The following is a 20,933-nucleotide window of genomic DNA, read 5'->3' as shown; positions in this document are numbered from 1 at the left end:
TTGTAAATGTGTTATATTTTCTAATTTATGATTGACTATCCTACTGAACCTTCTAACGAAATTTCCAATAATTTCTGAGCTTCCACTGCGAATTCCATTGGTAATTTGTTCAATACTTCTCTACTGAAACCGTTTACGATTAAAGCGATGGCTTTTTCGGTTGGAATTCCGCGTTGGTTACAATAGAATACTTGATCTTCACCAATTTTTGAAGTCGTAGCTTCGTGTTCAATTTTTGCCGAAGCATTTTTACTTTCGATGTAAGGAAACGTGTGAGCTCCACAATTATTTCCCATTAAAAGTGAATCACATTGTGAGAAGTTACGTGCATTTTCAGCTCTTGCTCCGATTTGTACTAATCCTCTGTAACTGTTTTGTGATTTTCCAGCAGAAATACCTTTTGAAATAATGGTTGATTTGGTGTTTTTTCCCAAATGAATCATTTTCGTTCCCGTATCGGCTTGTTGGAAATTATTAGTAACGGCAATCGAATAAAATTCACCAATTGAATTATCGCCTTTCAACACACATGAAGGATATTTCCAAGTTACCGCCGAACCTGTTTCTACTTGCGTCCAAGAAATTTTTGCGTTTTTCTCGCACAAACCTCTTTTGGTTACGAAATTGTAAACGCCACCTTTTCCTTCTTTGTTTCCTGGATACCAGTTTTGAACCGTTGAATATTTGATTTCGGCTCCGTCCATTGCAATTAATTCCACAACTGCTGCGTGCAATTGGTTTTCATCACGACTTGGAGCGGTACATCCTTCCAAATAAGAAACGTAACTTTCTTCATCAGCCACCAATAACGTTCTTTCAAACTGACCTGTTCCTCCTTGATTGATTCGGAAATACGTTGATAATTCCATTGGACAACGAACGCCTTTTGGAATGTAACAGAAACTTCCATCTGAAAAAACCGCCGAATTTAACGCCGCATAAAAATTATCTTTCATCGGCACAACTGTACCAATGTATTTTCTAACTAATTCTGGATGTTCTTTAATCGCTTCGGAAATACTCATGAAAATAATTCCTTTTTCAGCCAATGTTTTCTTGAATGTCGTTGCCACAGAAACCGAATCCACCACAATATCAATTGCTACATTGTTCATGCGCTTTTGTTCGTCGATAGAAATACCCAACTTTTTGTACATCGCCAAAAGTTCTGGGTCAACGTCTTCCAGTTTTTTATTCGGATCGGCTTTTTTAGGAGCTGAATAATACGAAATCGCTTGAAAATCAGGTTTTTCGTAATTTACGTTGGCCCATTCTGGTTCTTCCATTTCTTGCCAAGCACGAAAAGCTTCCAAACGCCATTCCGTCATCCATTCTGGCTCTTCTTTTTTCTTGGAAATGGCACGAACGATATCTTCATTTAACCCAACAGGAAACGTTTCCGAGTCTAGTTCGGTGTAAAATCCATATTCGTATTCTTTATTTTCTAATTCGACTTTTAAGTCGTCTTCTGTATACTTACTCATATCTTTTGATTTATAGAGAGAAACTCTCCCCACATCCACAGGTTCTTTGGGCGTTTGGATTGTTAAAAACAAATCCTTTTCCATTTAAACCACCTGAAAATTCTAATATAGTTCCTGCCAAGTAAAGAAAACTCTTCTTCTCTACTGCAATTCTAACATTATTATCTTCAAATATTTTATCGTTTTCTCCTATTTCTTTGTCAAATTTTAATTCATATGACAAACCTGAACAACCTCCACTCTTTACGCCCACTCTAACGTAATCCTTAGTGGTATCAAAACCATCATCTTGCATCATTTCGATGATTTTTTTACTTGCCGTATCTGACACTTTAATCATAGCTATTTTGATTTTGTCTAAATTAACCGCAAAGATAAGCCATAAATTGCTTTTTACAAGAGTTGCTAACATTTTTATAACTTATCGATTCATAGCTTCTGTTTATAGTATTTTTTGTAATTTGGCAGAAAAATGTTCGAAGTATGAAATTATACCCAATTGAAGCAGGAAATTTTAAATTAGATGGCGGTGCTATGTTTGGTGTGGTACCCAAAACCATTTGGAATAAAACTAATCCTGCTGACGAAAATAACTTAATTGACATTGCAGCAAGATGTTTGTTAATTGAAGATGGAAACCAATTAACTTTGATAGACACTGGAATGGGCAACAAACAATCAGATAAATTCTTTGGTTATTATTCACTTTGGGGCGACCATTCGTTAGATAAATCATTAAAAAATGCTGGTTTTCATCGTGATGACATTACCGATGTTTTTATGACACACTTGCATTTCGACCATTGTGGCGGAAGTGTGAATTGGAACAAAGACAAAACGGGTTATGAAGTAGCGTTTAAAAATGCTAAATTCTGGACCAATGAAAATCACTGGAAATGGGCAACGGAACCAAACACACGAGAAAAAGCCTCTTTTTTACATGAAAATTTATTTCCAATGCAAGAAAGCGGTCAGTTGCATTTTATTAATCGCCCAGATAGTGATTTTGGTTTTTCAAGCGAGTTAGGTTTCGATATTTTCTATGCTGATGGTCATACGGAAAAGCAAATGATTCCACATATTAACTACAAAGGAAAAACCATCGTTTTTTGTGCGGATTTATTAGCAACCGCTGGTCATATTCCTATTCCTTACGTAATGGGTTACGACACAAGACCTTTGTTAACATTAGACGAAAAAGCAAAATTCATGAATGCTGCAGCTGATAATAATTATTATTTATTCTTAGAGCACGATGCTCACAATGAAATTATAACGGTTGAACGAACTGAAAAAGGTGTTCGTTTAAAAGAAGTTTTTAAATGCGAAGACATTCTAAAATAATGTTAAAAAGAATCACAACTGTAACAAATACAAAACACATCAGTCCAATAACTGAAATTAATTAATTGAAAAATGAAGAGAATTTTTAGACCGCTGTATTTAAGTTTAGCTTTTGCATTCGTATTAGCAAGCTGCGGAACTCAGCAAATGGTTTCAACTCCGGTTGAAAATATTGATAAGTTACCCTTAAAAACTACTCCAGTCGCAGAAAAAGATTTGCAACGTTGGAGTCATTTAGATTTAGTAAAAGATACACTTCCTGGTATGAGTGTTGATAAGGCTTACGCTGAATTATTAAAAGGGAAAAAAGGAAAAAAAGTTATTGTTGGAATCGTAGATTCTGGCGTTGATATCAATCACGAAGATTTAAAAGCTGTAATTTGGACGAATCCAAAAGAAATCCCAGGAAACGGAATTGACGATGATAAAAACGGTTATATTGATGATATTCATGGATGGAATTTCTTAGGAGATGCGGTTCATGAACAATTAGAAATGACGCGTATTGTAAAAAAAGGTCCTGGAACTCCAGAATATGACAAAGCAAAAGCAGAATTAGAAGAAGAATTAAAAGGTATTCAACCTCAAAAACAACAATTAGATTTTATTGTAAATGCTGAAAAAGCTTTAGTCGGCTATTTCAAAAAGAATGATTTTACATTAGAAGAAGTTAAATCAATTCCTGCAACAGAAACTTCATTATCTCAAGCTAAAGCCGTTTTTACACAAGTTTTAAGTAATAGCACAAAAGCGGATTTTGATAAACAAATTGAAGAATTTAAAGATTATATCTACGGACAAGTTAACTACAACTTAAACGTTGATTTTGATGGAAGAAAAATTGTGGGTGACAATCCAGATGATTTACAAGATACTAAATACGGAAACAACAACGTAGTAGGTCCAGAACCAAAAGAAGCAAAACACGGAACACACGTTGCAGGAATTGTAGCGCAAGTTAGAGGAAATAAAATAGGTGGCGATGGCGTTACGAATAATGCTCAAATTATGACCTTAAGAGCAGTTCCTAATGGTGATGAATATGATAAAGATATCGCTTTAGCGATTCGCTATGCTGCAGATAATGGTGCGAAAGTAATCAATGGTTCTTTTGGAAAATACTATTCACAACACAAAGAATGGGTTATGGATGCCATCAAATATGCTGAATCAAAAGACGTTTTAGTAGTTATCGCTGCTGGAAACGAATCTTATGATTTAGATGTAAAAAACAAATATCCAAACGATACCTATGATGGAAGTCCAGAATACGCTAAAAACGTATTAATTATTGGAGCGCTTTCTCCAACTTACGGAACTAAAATGGTGGCAAGTTTTTCTAACTACGGAAAAAACAATGTAGATATTTATGCTCCAGGAGATAAAATTTATGCTACTACTCCATTAAATACGTATGAATATTTACAAGGAACTTCAATGGCTTCTCCTAACGTAGCTGGTGTGGCAACCTTAATTCGTTCTTACTATCCAAGTTTAACTGCAGTTCAAGTTAAGCAAATCATCATGGAAAGCGGAACGCCATTAAAAAACACAGTTACAATTGGTGAAGACAAGCATAAAGCAAACTTTGCAGACGCTTCTAAATCAGGAAGAATTGTTAATGCCTACAACGCTTTAGTTTTAGCAGCTAAAATGGCGAAAAAATAAAAGTATCATTACTTTAGTAAAACCAAAAACCTACAGGTTGTTAAATTCTTGTAGGTTTTTCTTTTAAAAAATTGATTATGAAAAAATTACTTTTTTTACTTACTTCTTGTATTGGTTTCGCACAAAACAATCCAAATCCAGGGTATTGGCAACAACATGTTGACTATAAAATGGAGGTGAACATGGATGTGAAAAAATTCCAATACAAAGGAAAACAGGAAATTGTGTACACAAATAATTCACCTGACACCTTACACAAAGTTTTCTATCATTTGTATAACAATGCTTTTCAACCAGGAAGCGAAATGGATGCGCGACTTCAATCGATTTCCGATCCTGATAAACGAATGGTTAAAACCTTTAAAAAAGAAGGGAAAGAATTTAAAGAAAGTAGAATTAGTACTTTAAAACCAAATGAAATTGGATATTTAAACATCGCTAATTTTAAACAAGATGGAGTTTCTGCAACCACAAAAGTAGTAGGAACTATTTTAGAAGTTACTTTAGTAAAACCTATTTTACCTAAACAAAAAACAACTCTTTCATTAGATTTTGATGGACAAGTGCCGTTGCAAATTCGTCGTTCTGGAAGATTGTCAGAAGAAGGCGTGGCTTTGTCTATGACACAATGGTATCCTAAATTATGCGAATATGATTTCGAAGGTTGGCATGCTAATCCATACATCGCAAGAGAATTTCATGGGGTTTGGGGTAATTTTGATGTGAAAATTACCATTGACAAAAATTATACTATTGGTGGAACAGGTTATTTACAAAACAAAAACGAAATCGGTCATGGCTACCAAGACCCTGGCGTAACTGTTGTTCATCCAAAGAAAACCAAAACCTTAACTTGGCATTTTTATGCGCCAAATGTACATGATTTTGCTTGGGGTGCGGATAACGAATTCATCCATGACATGATTTTAGGTCCAAATAATGTAGAATTGCATTTCTTGTACAAAAACAAGAAAGAAAATTTAGAAAATTGGAAAAAAATGCAACCTAAAACAGCCGAATTACTAGCGTTTTTTAATGAAAATGTTGGACCTTATCCATACAAACAATATTCAGTTATTCAAGGTGGCGATGGAGGAATGGAATATGGTATGTGTACGTTAATCACTGGAAACAGGGCTTTTGGAAGTTTAGTTGGTGTAACCGCTCACGAAATGGCGCATTCTTGGTTCCAATTTGTATTAGCGACCAACGAAACCAAACACGAATGGATGGATGAAGGATTTACTTCATACATTTCTAACTTGGCGATGAACAAGGTATTGCCTCCAAAAAAACCTGAAATTCCTTATGAAGATGCATATAACAATTACATTTATTTAGCAAAATCAGGTAAAGAACAACCGCTTTCTACACACGCTGATCGTTACGATATCAATATGGCGTATGGTATTTCTGCTTACAGTAAAGGAGAAGTGTTTTTAGTACAATTGGGATATTTAATTGGACAAGAAAACCTCAACAAAACCATCAAACGTTACTACAACGAATATAAATTTACGCATCCAACACCGAACGATATCAAACGTGTGGCGGAAAAAGTTTCAGGTGCTAATTTAGATTGGTATTTGTTAGATTGGACGCTAACTACAAATACTATTGATTACAGCATCAAAGAAGTTTCTGAAGCCAATGCTGCGAATACAAAAGTAGTTTTTGAAAGAAAAGGAAGAATGCCAATGCCTTTAGATGTTATGGTAGAATATACCGATGGAACTAAAGAATTTTTCTACATTCCAAATACCTTAATGCGTTGGGAAAAACCAAATCCCTATGCCGGAATTAAAGGAAATGTGTTAAAAGGTTGGGATTGGGCTTACCCAACATTCACGTTTGAAATTGCAAAACCAAAAGATAAAATTAAATCGATCACCATTGACCCAGAAAACATGATGGCGGATATTAATAAAGAAGATAACATCTTTCCAAAAAAATAAAATGTAAAGCGACTTTCGAGTCGCTTTTTTTGTGCTCAATTTCAATTTGTAAGATGACAAATATCATGATTTAGCTGTTTTAGCTTTCGTAATTTTAATGTGCTAAAAATGCAAATTAAAATTAGTTATTCATTTAAAAACATAAAGTCATGAGCATTGCAACAAAAGACATTAGAAACGTGGTATTTCTTGGGCATTCAGGATCAGGAAAGACCACCTTTATCGAGACCATGTTATTTGAAAGTGGCGCAATTCCACGCCGTGGTTCGGTAGAAAATCACAATACCATTTCGGATTTTACCGATTTAGAACACGAAAGAGAAAACACCTTATACAGCCACTTAATGCACGTTAAATGGCACAACAACAAAATCAACATCATTGATACTCCAGGTTTCGACGATTTTATTGGTGAAGTCGTTTCTTCACTTAAAGTATCCGATACTGCTGTAATTCTTTTAAATGCAGCATCTGGAGTAGAAGTAGGAACGGAAATCGTTTGGGAATACGTTCAAAATTATCAAACACCTGCTTTTTTTGTCATCAATCAAATGGACCATCCAAAAGCAGATTTCGAAACTACTTTAGAACAAGCCATAAATCGTTTCGGAAATAAAGTGATTCCGATTCAATATCCATACAATTCAGGAGAAAAATTCAATAGTATTATTGATGTACTTCGCATGACGATGTATGTTTTCCCAGAAAATGGCGGAAAACCAGAAAAAATGCCTATTCCAGAATCGGAATTAGAAAAAGCAAATGCACTTCATAATGCCTTAGTAGAAGCGGCTGCAGAAAATGAAGAAGGGTTGATGGAAAAATACTTCGAAAAAGGTAATTTAGATGAAGAAGAATTAGCAAAAGGATTAACTATTGCGCTTGCTCATCAACAAATATTTCCGGTTTTCTGTGCTTCTGGATTAAAAGATATGGGAAGTGGAAGAATCATGGGATTCATTGATGATATTGCGCCATCTCCAGCCGATAGACCAGCGAAAAAATTAGAAAATGGTGGTGAATTAAAATGCGATGCTAGTGACAAAACTACTATTTTCATTTATAAAACCCTTTCGGAACCGCAAGTGGGAATGGTTTCTTATTTCAAAGTGCTTTCGGGTGAATTGAATGCTGGTGATGAATTAGTAAATGCAGATAACGGAGAAACCGAACGCTTAACGCAATTATTCGTTGCAGAAGGAAAACAAAGAACTTCGGTTGACAAATTAGTTGCTGGTGATTTAGGAGTTACAGTTCGATTAAAATACGGACACTCCAACAATACGTTGAATGCTAAAGGTGTAGAAAGAAAAGTCAGAAAAATGCAATTTCCAGAAAGTCGCATCAGAAAAGCGGTTACAACTGCCAATCTAGCCGATATGGAAAAAATGATTAAAGCGTTACATCAAATTGAAGAAGAAGATTTGACTTTCAAAGTAGAGCAATCTTCGGAATTAAAACAAACCATTGTACATGGTCAAGGGCAATTGCATTTGGATTTAATCAAACATCGCATCGAGATTGAAAACAACATCGAAATCCTATTTGAAGAACCAAAAGTTCCATATCGCGAAACCATAACCAAAGCTGCAAAAGCAGAATACCGCCATAAAAAACAAAGTGGTGGCGCGGGACAATTTGGAGAAGTTCATTTAACTATTGAGCCTTATTATGATGATATGCCAGAACCACAAGGCGTAAACGTTCGCAACAAAGAAATTGAAGAATTGCCTTGGGGCGGAAAATTTGCATTCTATTGGTGTATTGTGGGTGGAGCTATCGACAATCGTTATGCCACTGCAATCAAAAAAGGAATCATGCAATCTATGACCGAAGGTCCGTTAACGGGTTCTAATTGTCAAAACATTCGCGTTTGTATTTACGATGGTAAAATGCATGCAGTAGATAGTAATGACATCTCGTTCCAATTGGCCGCTGCTCATGCTTTTAAAGATGCTTTTAATGAAGCAAGACCTCAACTTTTAGAACCTTACTATCAGCTTGAAGTACTTTGTGAAGATGCCTACACCGGTGATGTTATGGGCGATTTACAAACCCGAAGAGCCATTATTCAAGGAATGGATACGGATGGTCATTATCAAAAAATTATTTCCGAAGTGCCGTTAGCAGAACTCAAAGATTACGGTTCTACACTTCGTTCATTAACACAAGGAAAAGCAAAATTCAAATTGGAATTTAGTTCTTATCAACTGGTTCCTACTCATGTTCAGGAAAGTTTAGTTATAAGCAATGCGGTTTTATCTGAATGATGAGTGAATTTTGATTTTAGAAAAGCTTCTTCAAATTGAGGAAGCTTTTTTTATACCTTTGTTGCATGAAATTCACTTATCCCAAACACGAAAAATTAAAAAGCAAAACTACGATTGACCTTTTATTCTCAGAAGGAAAATCAGTTTCGAAATATCCGTTGCGTTTGGTTTATGTTGAAAATTCAGAACCTAATGCAGAACTAATTAAAATGGGCGTTTCCGTTTCTAAAAAGTACTTCAAAAAAGCGGTCGATCGCAATTATTTCAAGCGTGTTTTACGTGAAACCTATCGTTTAAACAAACATCTTTTGATTAATCATTTGGAAAAACCATACGCATTTATGTTTTTCTATCAATCAAAAGAGCGACTTTCTTATCAAGAAATAGAAGAGAAAACCATCCAACTTTTTCAAAAATTCAACGAAAGGCAGAAGTAAATTGCACTTTTGGTTTAATTTTTGCTCAAGATTCTTTACTTTCGTAAACTAGTACAATTCAAGACTTCAACATGAAAAAATATTTCAAAGCAAAAATAATCATTCCTGTTCTAGCAACAGGTTTCTTATTTGTGGGCGTTAGTTTCAAGAACGATTTTTTTGAAATTGCCAAGCAAATTGAAATCTTCACTGGACTTTTTAAAACCGTTAACCAAAATTACGTGGATGAAACCAATCCAGGTGAAATGATGGATAACGCCATAAAAAACATGTTGAAAGAATTAGATCCGTACACGGTTTTCTTTAATGAGCAGGACGTTTTAAAATTTAAAATCAACAATACGGGCGAGTACACTGGCATTGGCGCTATGGTTCAACGCAAAGAAGGAAAAGTTTTTCTAAAAGAAATTTACAAAGGATTTCCAGCTGATAAAGCCGGATTAAAAGCAGGAGATGAGGTAATTCAAATCGGAGATATTAACTTAAAAGAATACAAAGAAGATGCTTCACAATTGTTTCGTGGTGCCAAAAATACCAAAATTGAAATTCAATACATTCGACAAGGAAAAACCCAAAATGCCACAATTGTTTTAGATGATGTTGAAATAAAAGCAGTTCCTTTTTTCTCACTTTTAAAAGACAATACGGGTTATATCGTTTTAACGAAATTCACAGAAAAAGCGAGTTCAGAAACCAAAGCGGCTTTGTTAGAATTGAAGAAACAAGGAGCAACCAAAATTATTTTAGATTTAAGAGGAAATCCGGGTGGATTATTGCATGAAGCCGTTAATATTTGTAACCTTTTTGTGCCAAAAAACGAATTAATCGTAACTACAAAATCGAAAAATCCAAAACATAATTTTGAATATCGTACTAAAAATGAACCTATAGATATAGAAATTCCAATTGCGGTAATTGTGGATGGAAAAAGTGCTTCAGCTTCAGAAATTGTAGCAGGTGCGATTCAAGATTTGGATAGAGGTGTAATTTTAGGAACGAGAAGTTTTGGAAAAGGATTAGTACAACGTCCGTTAGATTTGTCTTATGGAACGCAAGTAAAAGTTACGATTTCAAGATATTACACGCCTTCAGGAAGGTGTATTCAAGCTTTGGATTATTCGAAAAAAGACGCAAACGGAAAAGCTATCAAAAAATCTCAAGACGAATTCAATGCTTTTAAAACCAAAGCAGGAAGAACCGTTTATGATGGTGGCGGTGTTTTACCAGACATCGAAATCGAAGAAACCAAAACAGCAACAATAACGGAGGCTGTTGTTAAATCGGATGCTATTTTCAACTTTGCAACGCAGTGGTATTTTAAAAACCCAACCGTTTCAGGAATTCCAACCATAACCGACACAGATTATGCGGCTTTTAAAGCTTTTTTAAAGCAAGAGAAAATCACTTTAGACACCGAAACCAATAAAGCCTTGAAAAACGTTTTAGAAACGGCTAAAAAAGAAAAAATGGATACTCAAATTGCTGCAGAATACAAACAATTGGAATTGGCAATTGAAAAAAATCAAGAATTAGAGTTGGATAAAAACAAAAATCAAATAAAAAAACTAATTCAGGAAGAGCTAATTACACGTTATCAATATCGTGAAGGCTTGTATCAATTTTACACCAAAGAAAATATAGAAATTGAGAAAGCGATTGCTTTATTAAACAATCAATCGCAGTACAAATCAATATTAAAAAAATAAGATGACGCGTTTCTTTTCCCTACTATTTTTATTTTTTACACTAATTTCTTTTGCTCAAGAGGAAGAAGAAGTTCATTCAATATTCTTTGAATTTGACAAATACAATTTAAAAGAAGAACAAGCGAATGCCGTAGTAACATTCGTAAGTAAAATAGATACTACTCGAATTGAATCGATTCAGATTTTTGGCTATTGCGACGATAGAGGAAAAGATGCTTATAATTACACTTTATCAACAAATAGAGCCAATACGGTAAAAAATAAGTTAATTGAAAGAGGTATCAAAAGTAAAATCATCATAACACTTGAAGGAAAAGGTAGAATCATGCTTGATGAAGACATGCAAACGAATGTTCCAGAAGCCCGTTCCAAAAACCGAAGAGTAGACGTAGTAGTAAACTTCAAACCTGTTGTAATTGAAGATTTAAAAATTCCTGGGATTTACAGTACAATTAAAAAAGACCGAATTGTAGGCGATAGAATATACCTTGACCACGTTTTATTTGAAAGAGGCAGTAGCCAATTAACCTACAAAGCCAAGAAAGAATTAGACCGAATTGCTTTAGAATTACACAAATACAAAAATATTCATTTCGAAATTCAAGGACATGTTTGTTGCACCCCAACTTTTCAAAAAGAAGCCATTGATCGCGACACCAAAAAACGTGAATTATCTACCAATCGTGCTAAACGAGTATACAATTACTTTTTGATGAAACGCATCAGTAAAACCCGTATGACGTATAAAGGATATGGCAATACGCAATCCTTAAAAAAAGGTAGTACTTTAGACCGAAGAGTAGAGCTTTTAATTACTAAAAATGAGGTAACTCCTACAGAGCAAACTAAAAAGTAATTACGTTTTAACATAAAGTATGGTTTTTATATACATTATGTTAAAAATCACTAAGGTGCTTTTTTTATTAAAAACTTTTAATAATTTGCTTATCAATATAAGCCATTTATTATGAGAGTTTTAATTACAGATGACCATCAAAACATGATTGATTCACTCAAAACCATACTAACGTATGCTTTTGAAAGTGAAAAAAACGTTCATATTGTAGAAAGTTTAAATTGTACTGATGCTATTTTAGCAATTAAAAAGCATACTGAAGCCGATGAACCTTTTGACTTAGCAATATTAGATTATTCAATGCCGGGTAATCCTGAATATGAGATTTTTAATGGTGGTGATCTCTGTTTGTTTCTTCGAGAAAAAATGCCTTTATGTAAATCGTTCTTTTTTACTGCGCATTTAGAAGATTTTACTGTGATGGATCTCGACCAACGAGTAAAACCTGATGCTATTGTAATTAAAAGCGATGTCAGTGGCAGTGAATTAATGAATGCTATTAAAGATGTTGTAAAAGGGAACAAGTACAAAAGCACATCTGTTTTACAAAAAACCCACAAAATGTGGGAAGAAGAAATTTTCACTAAAGAAACCAACCGCAAAATTGTTAAATTAATAAGCAGTGGTAATAAAATTAGAGAAATTGCAGAAGCACTTTCATTATCTGAAGTTGCCATTCAAAAAAGGATTGCAAAAATAAAAAAAGGATTAAATATTACGGATGATACAAGCATTTTACGCGAAGTAAAACGCAGAGGTTATCTTTAACCATACCAACACGTATGGTTTTTTGATACATTTTGTTAAATGTTATTGTCGACATTTGGAAATGCATTTTTAAATGTTAAAATTTGAATTGGATATCCAAAAACAAAACATTAATTTTAAAAATTTAAACAAAATGCAAAAAATGATTTTTAGTGCCGTAGCACTTGTAGCGTTTTCTTTTGCTGGGATGGCAAATGAAATTGAAGAGAAAAAAATAGAACTTAAACCAATTGAAAAAGAATATGCCACTATATTAAAGCCATGTTATGCTGTTTATTTAGACACTTACCAGTCTGCAATTGATAATGGTGCAAATGAAACACAAGCAGGAAATGTTGCTTGGGCTGCATATTCCTCTTGTACAGGATTATAAAACATTAATTCCTGTGCCATAATCATGGCACAGGATAAATTAATTAACATGAAAAAAATATCTATATTCTTTATTCTCATTTGTTTCCATTTGTTTTCACAAAATAAATCGGGAAAAATTACCTACAATGTTAACCTTGGATTTGATGAAGGATTTTCAAATTCTGAAACTTTAAAAGATTTTTATGAAAAAGCACGGTTAGGAGTGAAAAACATTACATTCTCTTTGCTTATAAATAGTGAAAATTCACTGTTTACAATGAATGACATGATAAGTAATGAAGATATTAATTTTGCAAAAGCCTTTATCGAAGCTTCAACGATATATTACACAAATATTAAAACTAACAATAATATAAAGCAGATTAATAACCACTTAGGAAAATATGTAATAAATTATTCTGCAAAAACAGAATGGATATTAGAAAATGAATCTAAAATGATAGGAACCTATTTATGTTATAAAGCTACCTCTGAACTAAGAGTTAAGAACAGAAAGGGAGAGTTCAAATACCCTATTATTGCGTGGTATTGTCCATCTATTCCTTTTAATTTTGGACCTAAAGGATATTATGGTTTACCTGGATTAATACTGGAATTACAAGAAAGAAATACAACTTATGGTGTCATTAAAATTGATTTAAAAAAAGAGAATACCCCTATAGGTATACCTAATGAAGGAAAAGTTGTCACACAAGAAGAATTCAATGAAATTGTTTCAAAACCTCCAACTTTTTAATTTTTAAATGCCAAAATTCTTAATTTTATTCCTACTTTTTCCATTTTTTACATTTTCCCAAACCCTAACCGGCACGGTAAAGGACACGGTAGGAAACCCATTACAAAATGCCAATGTAATTGCCAAACCTTTAGTTGAAAAACAAGGATTAAAATTTGCTATTGCCGATCATTTGGGGCTTTATAAATTAGAATTAGAAAAAGATGTCCCGTATGAAGTTAGGGTTTCATATTTAGGTTTTAAAGAAGAAATTTTAAATCTTCCCGCTAATTTTTCGCAAAAGGAACATCACTTTAAACTTAAGGAAACAGGGCAACAACTCAAGGAAATTGTTATTACCTATGATTACAAACCCGTTATCGTAAAAAAAGATACGTTAATTTATGATGTAAAAGCCTTTGCCAATGGAAACGAACGCAAACTAAAAGAACAATTAGAAAAACTACCAGGTGTAGAAGTAGATAAAAACGGTGGCGTAACCGTTCAGGGAAAGAAAGTAACCAAGTTTTTAGTAGAAAATAAATCGTTTTTTGGTGGTGGTACTAAATTAGGGGTAGAAAATATTCCAGCCGATGCAGTAGATAAAGTAGAAGTAATTGACAACTTCAATGAGGTAGGTTTTCTGAAACAAGTTTCCGATTCTGAAGACTTGGCGATGAACATCAAACTTAAAGAAGACAAAAAGAAATTCATTTTTGGCGATGTTGATGCAGGGGCTGAAGTCGCTAACGATAACGGATTTTATCTCGGTCACGCTGCTTTGTTTTATTATGCGCCAAAAACGAATGTGAGTTTCATTGGCGATATCAACAACATTGGCAAACGAACTTTTTCATTTCAAGACATGATGCGCTTTCAAGGTGGCGCTAGTAGTTTTATTTCAGGAAGAAAACAATTGACTGATTTGTATTCCTTTGCTAGCGACAACACGGATGTCATTGAAAACAAATCGCAATTTAGCGCTTTGAACTTTCGCCAAGAAATCAATTCTAAATTAGACGTAGAAGGTTTTGCTATTTTTTCTAAACTTTTTACCAGCACTTTAACCGAAAGTTCTATCGAATATCTTCAAAACACAACCGTTACTTCAGAAGAACGCATCAATAAAGCTGAAAATAAATCGATTTTAGGCATCGGAAACGTAAAACTAAACTACACGCCCAACACTAAAGAGAAATGGTTTTACAACGGTCAATTTCAATCGAGCGCCAATGATATGACTTCGGTTTTAAATTCAAGACTCGATGGACAACAAACTTCTTTTGAAACGTTAAATTCAGCTGATAATGTTCAAATCAAGCAGTTTTTAGAATGGCACAAACAAGTAAATTCTAAACATACGACCACTATAGTCATTAATCAAAGTTACGATAACCAAAAACCCATCAATACTTGGCTTACCGATACTGAATTCTTAACCGGATTAATTCCGTTAGAAAATGATTCGTTTTACAACATTCAGCAAGTAAAAAAAGTAAAAAACAGCAGTTTTGATGCGCTTTTTAAACATTATTGGATTATCAACAATTACAATCATTTGTATACCAATGTTGGAAATAATTTAGGAACCACACAATTACAAATCACCGAAAAACAATACCTAACCGATGGCACTATCAATGATTTTGCTACCGATGGTTTTGGGAACGACATGGATTATTTGTTAAACGATTTGTATTTAGGTTTAGAATATAAGTTTAAAATTGGAAAATGGGTGAACAAACCTGCCATTTATGCCCATTACTATCATTTGAAAACCGAGCAAATTGCAAACAATTATACGTTAAACAACACGTTTTTACAACCAAGTTGGTTAAGCGAATACGAATTCAATCAATCCGAAAACTTAAAATTCAATTACCGTTTAGTGAATGAATTCCCAGAAGCGAATCGTTTGTTAGAACGTTATACGCTACAAAGTTATAATTCGGTTTTTAGAGGAAATGCGTTGTTGCGAAACGAACGTTTTCATAATGCAACTTTAAACTATTCCAAAACCAGTATGTATCGCGGCATCATGTTGTTTGCTAATGCAAGTTTTACCAAAAAAGTAAGAACCATTCGTAATGAAATTGGTTTAGATGGCATCAATCAATTTACAACGCCAACCATTACTGATAATCCAGAAACTACATATCGTGCTTATGGAAATATTGATAAAAAAATCCACAAATTTAGATTGGGCTTAAATGCTAATTTATCTTGGTTCAACTACATTCAAACCGTAAATAATCAAACAATAACCAACGATAGAAACAATCAAAGTATTGGAATTAAGTTACGAACAGCCAACAAAAAATGGCCAAGTGCGAGTGTAAGTTATAACAAAACATTTAGTCAATTTTCAGGATTAACGAATTCGAAATTGACTACAGATCGATTGGGTTTTGATTTTGATATCGATTTTTGGAAACATTTTAATTTTAAAACCGATTACGAAATAACCTTCAACGAAAACAGCAACAACATTGCAACTGATTTTAGAATTGCCAATGCTTATTTAAGTTATCAAAAGAAAAACAATCCGTTCCGATTTGAACTTTCGGCACAGAATTACTTGAACAATGGCACTAAAATCAACAACTCTTTCTCTGATTTTATGACTTCGAGTTCTACCACTTACACGTTACCAAGAATTGTAATGTTGACAGTTAGTTATAAGCTTTAAGAAAGTTCTCAGTCACAGTTTTCAGTCGCAGTAAAACTACTTTTTAAACTTGTATTTTCTTAATTTGGATGTGGTTATAAATCCAAAAGAATCTGTTGAATCGATATCATCAGCGCTCCAACTGAGACTGAAAACTGAGACTGAAGACTAAGAACGCTTCATCTGAATATGCGGAATATCGTCTTCCAAATACATTTCACTGGTTTGGATAAATCCGTGCGATTCGTAGAATTTTTTGAGATATTCTTGAGCGGAAATCGTAATGGCAGTTTCGTTGAAACTTTCTTTGATTGCTTTAATAGAAACTCGCATTAAATCGTGACCGAATTTTTTATCACGGTATTTTGGGCTAACGACAACTCTTCCTATCGAAGTTTCATCAAAATAATAACCTTTGTTGAATAAACGAGAATACGCGGCTAAATCGCCATCGTAGTAGCCTAAAACGTGAAGTGCTTTCTCGTCTTTGCCATCAATATCTTGATAAACGCAATTTTGCTCCACCACAAACACTTCTGAGCGAAGTTGTAGCAATGAATATAGTTCGGGCGTAGAAAGTTCGTTAAATCGCTTTATTTTGAATTGTATTTCCATATTAAAAAAAGAAGTTCCCAATGGAGGGAACTTTATATTATTTTAAAAACTTAACGGATTGAATAATCGCTTCCAATTCGAAAACCAAATCACGTTTCGATTTTGATGGATTATAAGTGAACCCTTCTAAAATTAAATAACGATTGTTTTTAGTGTCTTTGATGGCGTAATTAACAAAAGGTCCCGCCATGAAATCGTTTTTTAATTCCCAAGTTCCTTTGGTTAAATAGGTTTTTTTACCTGCAACTGTTACGTCAAACAAATAAGGAGCATAAGCGGCTTCAGTAATCATCCAAGTATTTGGCAATGTTCCGTGAATGTTGGCTTTACCTATTTCATCACGCATAGTAGTGATATTCGTGATGATATCACCTCCATTTTCCACTTTATCAATTGGAACTTGATATACTAAAATACTATTGTAACCTGAGGTAAATTCTTTACGTAACCAAACGAAATTGTCTTTCACCATGTCATATTTATATCCAAAACCGATTTGAAGACTAATCCCAAACTTTTTTTGTAATTGCTCATCTGAAACTAGAGATTTCTTCATTCGAATTTGATTCTCAATGATTTCAGCAGCTTTGATTGTTTTGATGATTTCAGCTGATTTTTCTTCTAAAATATTCAAAACATCTTCTGTGTCAGTTCCTGAAATGAAGAAAATATTTTGTGGTTTTGCAAATTTGTTGGTATTAGAAACAAATGCTGCTTCTTTGCCTTTTTTTACAACAATAATATTGCGGCTCTTACGAACGAATCCTTCAAAAACTTTTGTTGGATATTGATTTAAAGTAAATAATGGCTCTTCTTGAGGTAAACCATCTACTGGAGCAGCAAATTTTTTACGAATGCTATCCCCTATTTCTCCATTCCACAAATTATCATCAATAATAATCGAAACATTATTGATTTTTCCGTTAGATTCTGATAAAATGGCTTGAGTATCTTCTTTAGAAGTTTCTTTACAAGACAAAAACGATAGGGAAACAAAAGTTAAAACTGCTAATTTTTTCATGGGGTAGAATAATTTTTATCCGTTAATTTTTAATTTCATTCCAGGTTGTATGTTATCACCACTAATATCGTTCCATTTTTTTATATCATCAATGGAAACGCCCGGAAATTGTTTTGAAATTGAGAATAACGAATCACCGCTTTTAACCGTATAAATCCCGTCATTATTGGGCTTAGACTCCGTTTTAGTGATTACTTTTTTATCAGAATAAATTTTTAATTTTTTTCCAGCCTGAATGTTATTTCCTTTTATGTTGTTCCAATTTTTAAGTTCAGAAATAGAAACATTGTATTTATCAGCAATCTTACCTAAGCTTTCACCGCTTTTAATGGTATGAAACTGTGTTTTTCGTTCAAATTTAGGCTTGTTAACAACCGTTGAAGTCGAATCTATACCAGAAGTAATTGAATCTTTTGATGTTGAAGCAATAAATTCAGTTTTTGTTTTTTCTTTATACGTTTCAAGATAATTCAAATACGCGTAAATTTTATCCTCATTCGAAACAAAAAGTCCCATTTTATTTTTTGGCAAACGCAAATAATGAGGTTCATCTGCTTCAAACGGAACTACTTTTAATTTATATATCGGATTCAAGAATTCCAATTGATCCATTGGAATATCTAATAATTCCGAAATTTGTTTGAACGACATTTGTTTTTTCACCATAATCGTATCGGTTTCAAAATACGTTATTGGAGCTTTTTTGGGAACAATACCGTGCTCTTTTTTGAATTCGTAAATGTAAAAAGTAGCTAAAAAGGCAGGAACATAATTCGCCGTTTCTTTTGGAAGATTTTTACGAATGTTCCAATAATTTTGACTTCCACCCGAACGACGAATAGCTTTTGAAACATTTCCTGGTCCGCAATTGTACGCTGCTAAAACCATACTCCAATCACCAAAAATTCCGAATAAACTTGATAAATATTGGCAAGCGGCTTCGGTAGCTTTTAACGGATCATAACGTTCATCAACATAGGAAGACACTTCCAAATTATACTGTTTTCCTGTTGGATACATAAATTGCCACAAACCAGATGCTCCAACACGAGATTTCGCTCTAGGATTTAATGCTGATTCCACAATAGCTAAATATTTCAATTCTAACGGAATGTTGTATTTTGCTAAATGCTCTTCAAACATTGGGAAATAATATTCTGAAATCGCCATTAAACGCTCAAATGCTTTTGGTCGATTTTTCAAAAAGGCTTTAATCGTGTTTTCTAATGCCGGATGATATTCGATATTGAAAGGCGATTTTGCATCCATTTTGGCTAATCGTTTTTTCAATAATTCGGTAGATAAATCATAACTTACCTCTGAATCAATATCAATAGAAACAATGTCGGAAAACATATTTTCCGACAGTTCGGCACTAGCCAATTCAGAAATCCATCGCTCATCAATACAATTACTAGTACTGTGATTTACAAACGTTGTTTTCAATGAATCCAAATAGGACATTTTAGGCAACGGAAGTAAATTTTCTTTTTCCACAGATTCCTGCGCAAAACTAAAAAGCGACAGAAAAAGTGATGTTATTATAATTGTTTTTTTCATTCTGTTTTTTGTTTTTTGGGGCATGTTAATCATTAATAACTTAATAACCAACGTTTTATTGTATTGTTAATCTAAAATAGCTGCAATTCCAGGTAAGGTTCTGCCTTCCAGCATTTCTAACATCGCTCCACCGCCGGTAGAAACGTAACTCATCTTTGGTTCTAATCCAAATTGTTTTACAGCCGCAACGCTATCGCCACCACCTACAAGTGAAAAAGCACCATTTGCTGTTGATTCTGCAATATATTCTCCTAACGAAATCGTTCCGTTAGCAAAGTTTTCCATTTCAAAAACACCTAATGGACCGTTCCAAAGAATTGTTTTTGAATCTAAAATAATTTGTTTAAAAATGGCTAATGATTTTGGACCTGCATCTAAACCTTGCCATCCATTTGGAATATTTTTCACATCAACAACTTGCGTATTGGCGTCATTTGAAAAAGCATCAGCAGCCACAACATCAACAGGTAAGTGAATTTGAACGCCTTTTTCTTTGGCTTGTTTTAAAATTTCGATAGCTAATTCTAATTTATCATCTTCGCAAATAGAATTTCCGATTTTTCCACCTAAAGCTTTGATGAATGTAAACGTCATACCACCACCGATGATCATGTGGTTTACTTTGTCTAAAATATTTTCAATCACCGTGATTTTTGAAGAAACTTTACTTCCTCCTAAAATCGCAACCACTGGTTTTTCTGAATTTTTCAATACTTTTTCGATGCTCTCAATTTCTTTAGCTAACAAATAACCGAAGCATTTTGCATCTTGAAAAAACTGAGCAATAATAGTAGTTGAAGCGTGTGCTCTGTGAGCTGTTCCAAAAGCATCGTTCACATAAATATCACCTAAAGAAGCTAGTTTTTTTGAAAAATCCACATCTCCTTTTTCTTCTTCGGCGTAAAAACGTAAGTTTTCTAATAATAAAATTTCGCCTGGTTGAAGATTTTTAGCTGCATTTTCAGCAATTTCTCCAATACAATCCGAAGCAAAATGTACTTTTTGACCTAAAATTTCTTCCGTTTTTGCAACAATGTGTTGTAACGAATATTTCGCTTCAACTCCTTTTGGTCTTCCTAAGTGACTCATTAAAATTACACTTCCGCCATCTTTCAATATTTTGTCAATTGTTGGCTTTGCAGCCTCAATTCTTGTAGCATCGGTAACCTTAAAATTTTCATCTAAAGGCACATTAAAATCTACACGAATAATTGCTTTTTTGTTATTGAAATTGAAGTCGTTAAGTGTTTTCATTTGTATCGAATTTTAATTTGAGCGAATGCAAATATAAATTATTGTATTTTAAATCTTTATAACAAATATCATATTTTGCATTTTTTTAAATTCTTCTAAAACCAACTTTTTGATTTCTTTTCTACCAATTTTGGTAATTTTTGATTAGGTTTGTTCCATGCTTTTCAAAGATATTTTAGGACAGGAACATATTAAAAATCACTTAACTAAGAGTGCCGAAGCCGGAAGAATTCCGCA

General features: G+C 33.6%; 17 protein-coding genes. 11 read left to right on the top strand and 6 right to left on the bottom strand.

Features of this window, described 5'->3' with window-relative positions:
* Window positions 1–35: 35 nt before the first annotated feature.
* Complete coding sequence (gene sufB / locus B4I81_RS09635) at window positions 36–1,484, bottom strand: Fe-S cluster assembly protein SufB (RefSeq protein WP_291110096.1); 1,449 nt, start codon at window positions 1,482–1,484, stop codon at window positions 36–38.
* Between the two features lie 10 nt (window positions 1,485–1,494).
* Window positions 1,495–1,824 carry a HesB/IscA family protein gene (locus B4I81_RS09630; protein WP_291110121.1) on the bottom strand — a complete coding sequence of 110 codons (330 nt, stop codon included), beginning with the start codon at window positions 1,822–1,824 and terminating at the stop codon, window positions 1,495–1,497.
* A gap of 143 nt (window positions 1,825–1,967) precedes the next feature.
* On the opposite strand from B4I81_RS09630, the gene B4I81_RS09625 reads away from it, so the two are divergent.
* The 11 genes from B4I81_RS09625 (at window position 1,968) to B4I81_RS09575 (ending at window position 16,267) form a co-directional block, all read left to right on the top strand.
* Window positions 1,968–2,828 (top strand): MBL fold metallo-hydrolase, encoded by an 861-nt coding sequence (locus tag B4I81_RS09625; protein ID WP_291110094.1) that lies wholly within the window; start codon window positions 1,968–1,970, stop codon window positions 2,826–2,828.
* A gap of 72 nt (window positions 2,829–2,900) precedes the next feature.
* Window positions 2,901–4,496 (top strand): S8 family peptidase, encoded by a 1,596-nt coding sequence (locus B4I81_RS09620; protein WP_291110091.1) that lies wholly within the window; start codon window positions 2,901–2,903, stop codon window positions 4,494–4,496.
* Window positions 4,497–4,573: 77 nt separating this feature from the next.
* A complete protein-coding gene (locus B4I81_RS09615) occupies window positions 4,574–6,451 on the top strand; it encodes a M1 family metallopeptidase (protein WP_291110089.1) in 1,878 nt (625 codons plus the stop codon).
* Between the two features lie 149 nt (window positions 6,452–6,600).
* Entirely contained in the window at window positions 6,601–8,721 is a 2,121-nt protein-coding gene (locus tag B4I81_RS09610; protein ID WP_291110087.1) for an elongation factor G, read from the top strand.
* 65 nt (window positions 8,722–8,786) lie between these two features.
* Window positions 8,787–9,158: a ribonuclease P protein component gene (gene rnpA / locus B4I81_RS09605; protein ID WP_291110085.1), complete on the top strand. Its 372-nt coding sequence runs from the start codon at window positions 8,787–8,789 to the stop codon at window positions 9,156–9,158.
* Window positions 9,159–9,229: 71 nt separating this feature from the next.
* A complete protein-coding gene (locus B4I81_RS09600; protein ID WP_291110083.1) occupies window positions 9,230–10,864 on the top strand; it encodes a S41 family peptidase in 1,635 nt (544 codons plus the stop codon).
* 1 nt (window position 10,865) lies between these two features.
* A complete protein-coding gene (locus B4I81_RS09595) occupies window positions 10,866–11,720 on the top strand; it encodes an OmpA family protein (protein WP_291110080.1) in 855 nt (284 codons plus the stop codon).
* Window positions 11,721–11,831: 111 nt separating this feature from the next.
* A complete protein-coding gene (locus B4I81_RS09590) occupies window positions 11,832–12,488 on the top strand; it encodes a response regulator transcription factor (RefSeq protein ID WP_291110077.1) in 657 nt (218 codons plus the stop codon).
* Window positions 12,489–12,561: 73 nt separating this feature from the next.
* The gene (locus B4I81_RS09585; protein WP_026725400.1) at window positions 12,562–12,861 is read left to right on the top strand and encodes a hypothetical protein; all 300 of its coding nucleotides are present in this window, start codon (window positions 12,562–12,564) and stop codon (window positions 12,859–12,861) included.
* A gap of 48 nt (window positions 12,862–12,909) precedes the next feature.
* Complete coding sequence (locus tag B4I81_RS09580) at window positions 12,910–13,599, top strand: GLPGLI family protein (protein WP_291110073.1); 690 nt, start codon at window positions 12,910–12,912, stop codon at window positions 13,597–13,599.
* Between the two features lie 7 nt (window positions 13,600–13,606).
* Entirely contained in the window at window positions 13,607–16,267 is a 2,661-nt protein-coding gene (locus B4I81_RS09575) for a TonB-dependent receptor (RefSeq protein ID WP_291110070.1), read from the top strand.
* Between the two features lie 147 nt (window positions 16,268–16,414).
* Here B4I81_RS09575 and B4I81_RS09570 read toward each other — a convergent pair whose 3' ends face one another.
* The 4 genes from B4I81_RS09570 to B4I81_RS09555 form a co-directional block, all read right to left on the bottom strand.
* Window positions 16,415–16,861 carry a GNAT family N-acetyltransferase gene (locus tag B4I81_RS09570; RefSeq protein WP_291110068.1) on the bottom strand — a complete coding sequence of 149 codons (447 nt, stop codon included), beginning with the start codon at window positions 16,859–16,861 and terminating at the stop codon, window positions 16,415–16,417.
* A 37-nt stretch (window positions 16,862–16,898) separates the two neighbouring features.
* Entirely contained in the window at window positions 16,899–17,882 is a 984-nt protein-coding gene (locus tag B4I81_RS09565; RefSeq protein WP_291110065.1) for a DUF4837 family protein, read from the bottom strand.
* A gap of 15 nt (window positions 17,883–17,897) precedes the next feature.
* Window positions 17,898–19,442 carry a lytic transglycosylase domain-containing protein gene (locus B4I81_RS09560; RefSeq protein ID WP_291110064.1) on the bottom strand — a complete coding sequence of 515 codons (1,545 nt, stop codon included), beginning with the start codon at window positions 19,440–19,442 and terminating at the stop codon, window positions 17,898–17,900.
* Window positions 19,443–19,508: 66 nt separating this feature from the next.
* Window positions 19,509–20,696 (bottom strand): phosphoglycerate kinase, encoded by a 1,188-nt coding sequence (locus B4I81_RS09555; protein WP_291110062.1) that lies wholly within the window; start codon window positions 20,694–20,696, stop codon window positions 19,509–19,511.
* Window positions 20,697–20,933: the final 237 nt, after the last annotated feature.

This window comes from Flavobacterium sp. UBA6195 (assembly GCF_002422095.1).
Classification (GTDB): domain Bacteria; phylum Bacteroidota; class Bacteroidia; order Flavobacteriales; family Flavobacteriaceae; genus Flavobacterium.
This window is presented reverse-complemented; position numbering and strand designations above follow the sequence as displayed.

What these genes read in the sequence shown, in the direction of transcription:
- sufB (WP_291110096.1), bottom strand. Translation starts at nt 1,484, where the DNA reads ATGAGTAAGTATACAGAAGACGACTTAAAAGTCGAATTAGAAAATAAA.
- B4I81_RS09630 (WP_291110121.1), bottom strand. Translation starts at nt 1,824, where the DNA reads ATGATTAAAGTGTCAGATACGGCAAGTAAAAAAATCATCGAAATGATG.
- B4I81_RS09625 (WP_291110094.1), top strand. Translation starts at nt 1,968, where the DNA reads ATGAAATTATACCCAATTGAAGCAGGAAATTTTAAATTAGATGGCGGT.
- B4I81_RS09620 (WP_291110091.1), top strand. Translation starts at nt 2,901, where the DNA reads ATGAAGAGAATTTTTAGACCGCTGTATTTAAGTTTAGCTTTTGCATTC.
- B4I81_RS09615 (WP_291110089.1), top strand. Translation starts at nt 4,574, where the DNA reads ATGAAAAAATTACTTTTTTTACTTACTTCTTGTATTGGTTTCGCACAA.
- B4I81_RS09610 (WP_291110087.1), top strand. Translation starts at nt 6,601, where the DNA reads ATGAGCATTGCAACAAAAGACATTAGAAACGTGGTATTTCTTGGGCAT.
- rnpA (WP_291110085.1), top strand. Translation starts at nt 8,787, where the DNA reads ATGAAATTCACTTATCCCAAACACGAAAAATTAAAAAGCAAAACTACG.
- B4I81_RS09600 (WP_291110083.1), top strand. Translation starts at nt 9,230, where the DNA reads ATGAAAAAATATTTCAAAGCAAAAATAATCATTCCTGTTCTAGCAACA.
- B4I81_RS09595 (WP_291110080.1), top strand. Translation starts at nt 10,866, where the DNA reads ATGACGCGTTTCTTTTCCCTACTATTTTTATTTTTTACACTAATTTCT.
- B4I81_RS09590 (WP_291110077.1), top strand. Translation starts at nt 11,832, where the DNA reads ATGAGAGTTTTAATTACAGATGACCATCAAAACATGATTGATTCACTC.
- B4I81_RS09585 (WP_026725400.1), top strand. Translation starts at nt 12,562, where the DNA reads ATGTTAAAATTTGAATTGGATATCCAAAAACAAAACATTAATTTTAAA.
- B4I81_RS09580 (WP_291110073.1), top strand. Translation starts at nt 12,910, where the DNA reads ATGAAAAAAATATCTATATTCTTTATTCTCATTTGTTTCCATTTGTTT.
- B4I81_RS09575 (WP_291110070.1), top strand. Translation starts at nt 13,607, where the DNA reads ATGCCAAAATTCTTAATTTTATTCCTACTTTTTCCATTTTTTACATTT.
- B4I81_RS09570 (WP_291110068.1), bottom strand. Translation starts at nt 16,861, where the DNA reads ATGGAAATACAATTCAAAATAAAGCGATTTAACGAACTTTCTACGCCC.
- B4I81_RS09565 (WP_291110065.1), bottom strand. Translation starts at nt 17,882, where the DNA reads ATGAAAAAATTAGCAGTTTTAACTTTTGTTTCCCTATCGTTTTTGTCT.
- B4I81_RS09560 (WP_291110064.1), bottom strand. Translation starts at nt 19,442, where the DNA reads ATGAAAAAAACAATTATAATAACATCACTTTTTCTGTCGCTTTTTAGT.
- B4I81_RS09555 (WP_291110062.1), bottom strand. Translation starts at nt 20,696, where the DNA reads ATGAAAACACTTAACGACTTCAATTTCAATAACAAAAAAGCAATTATT.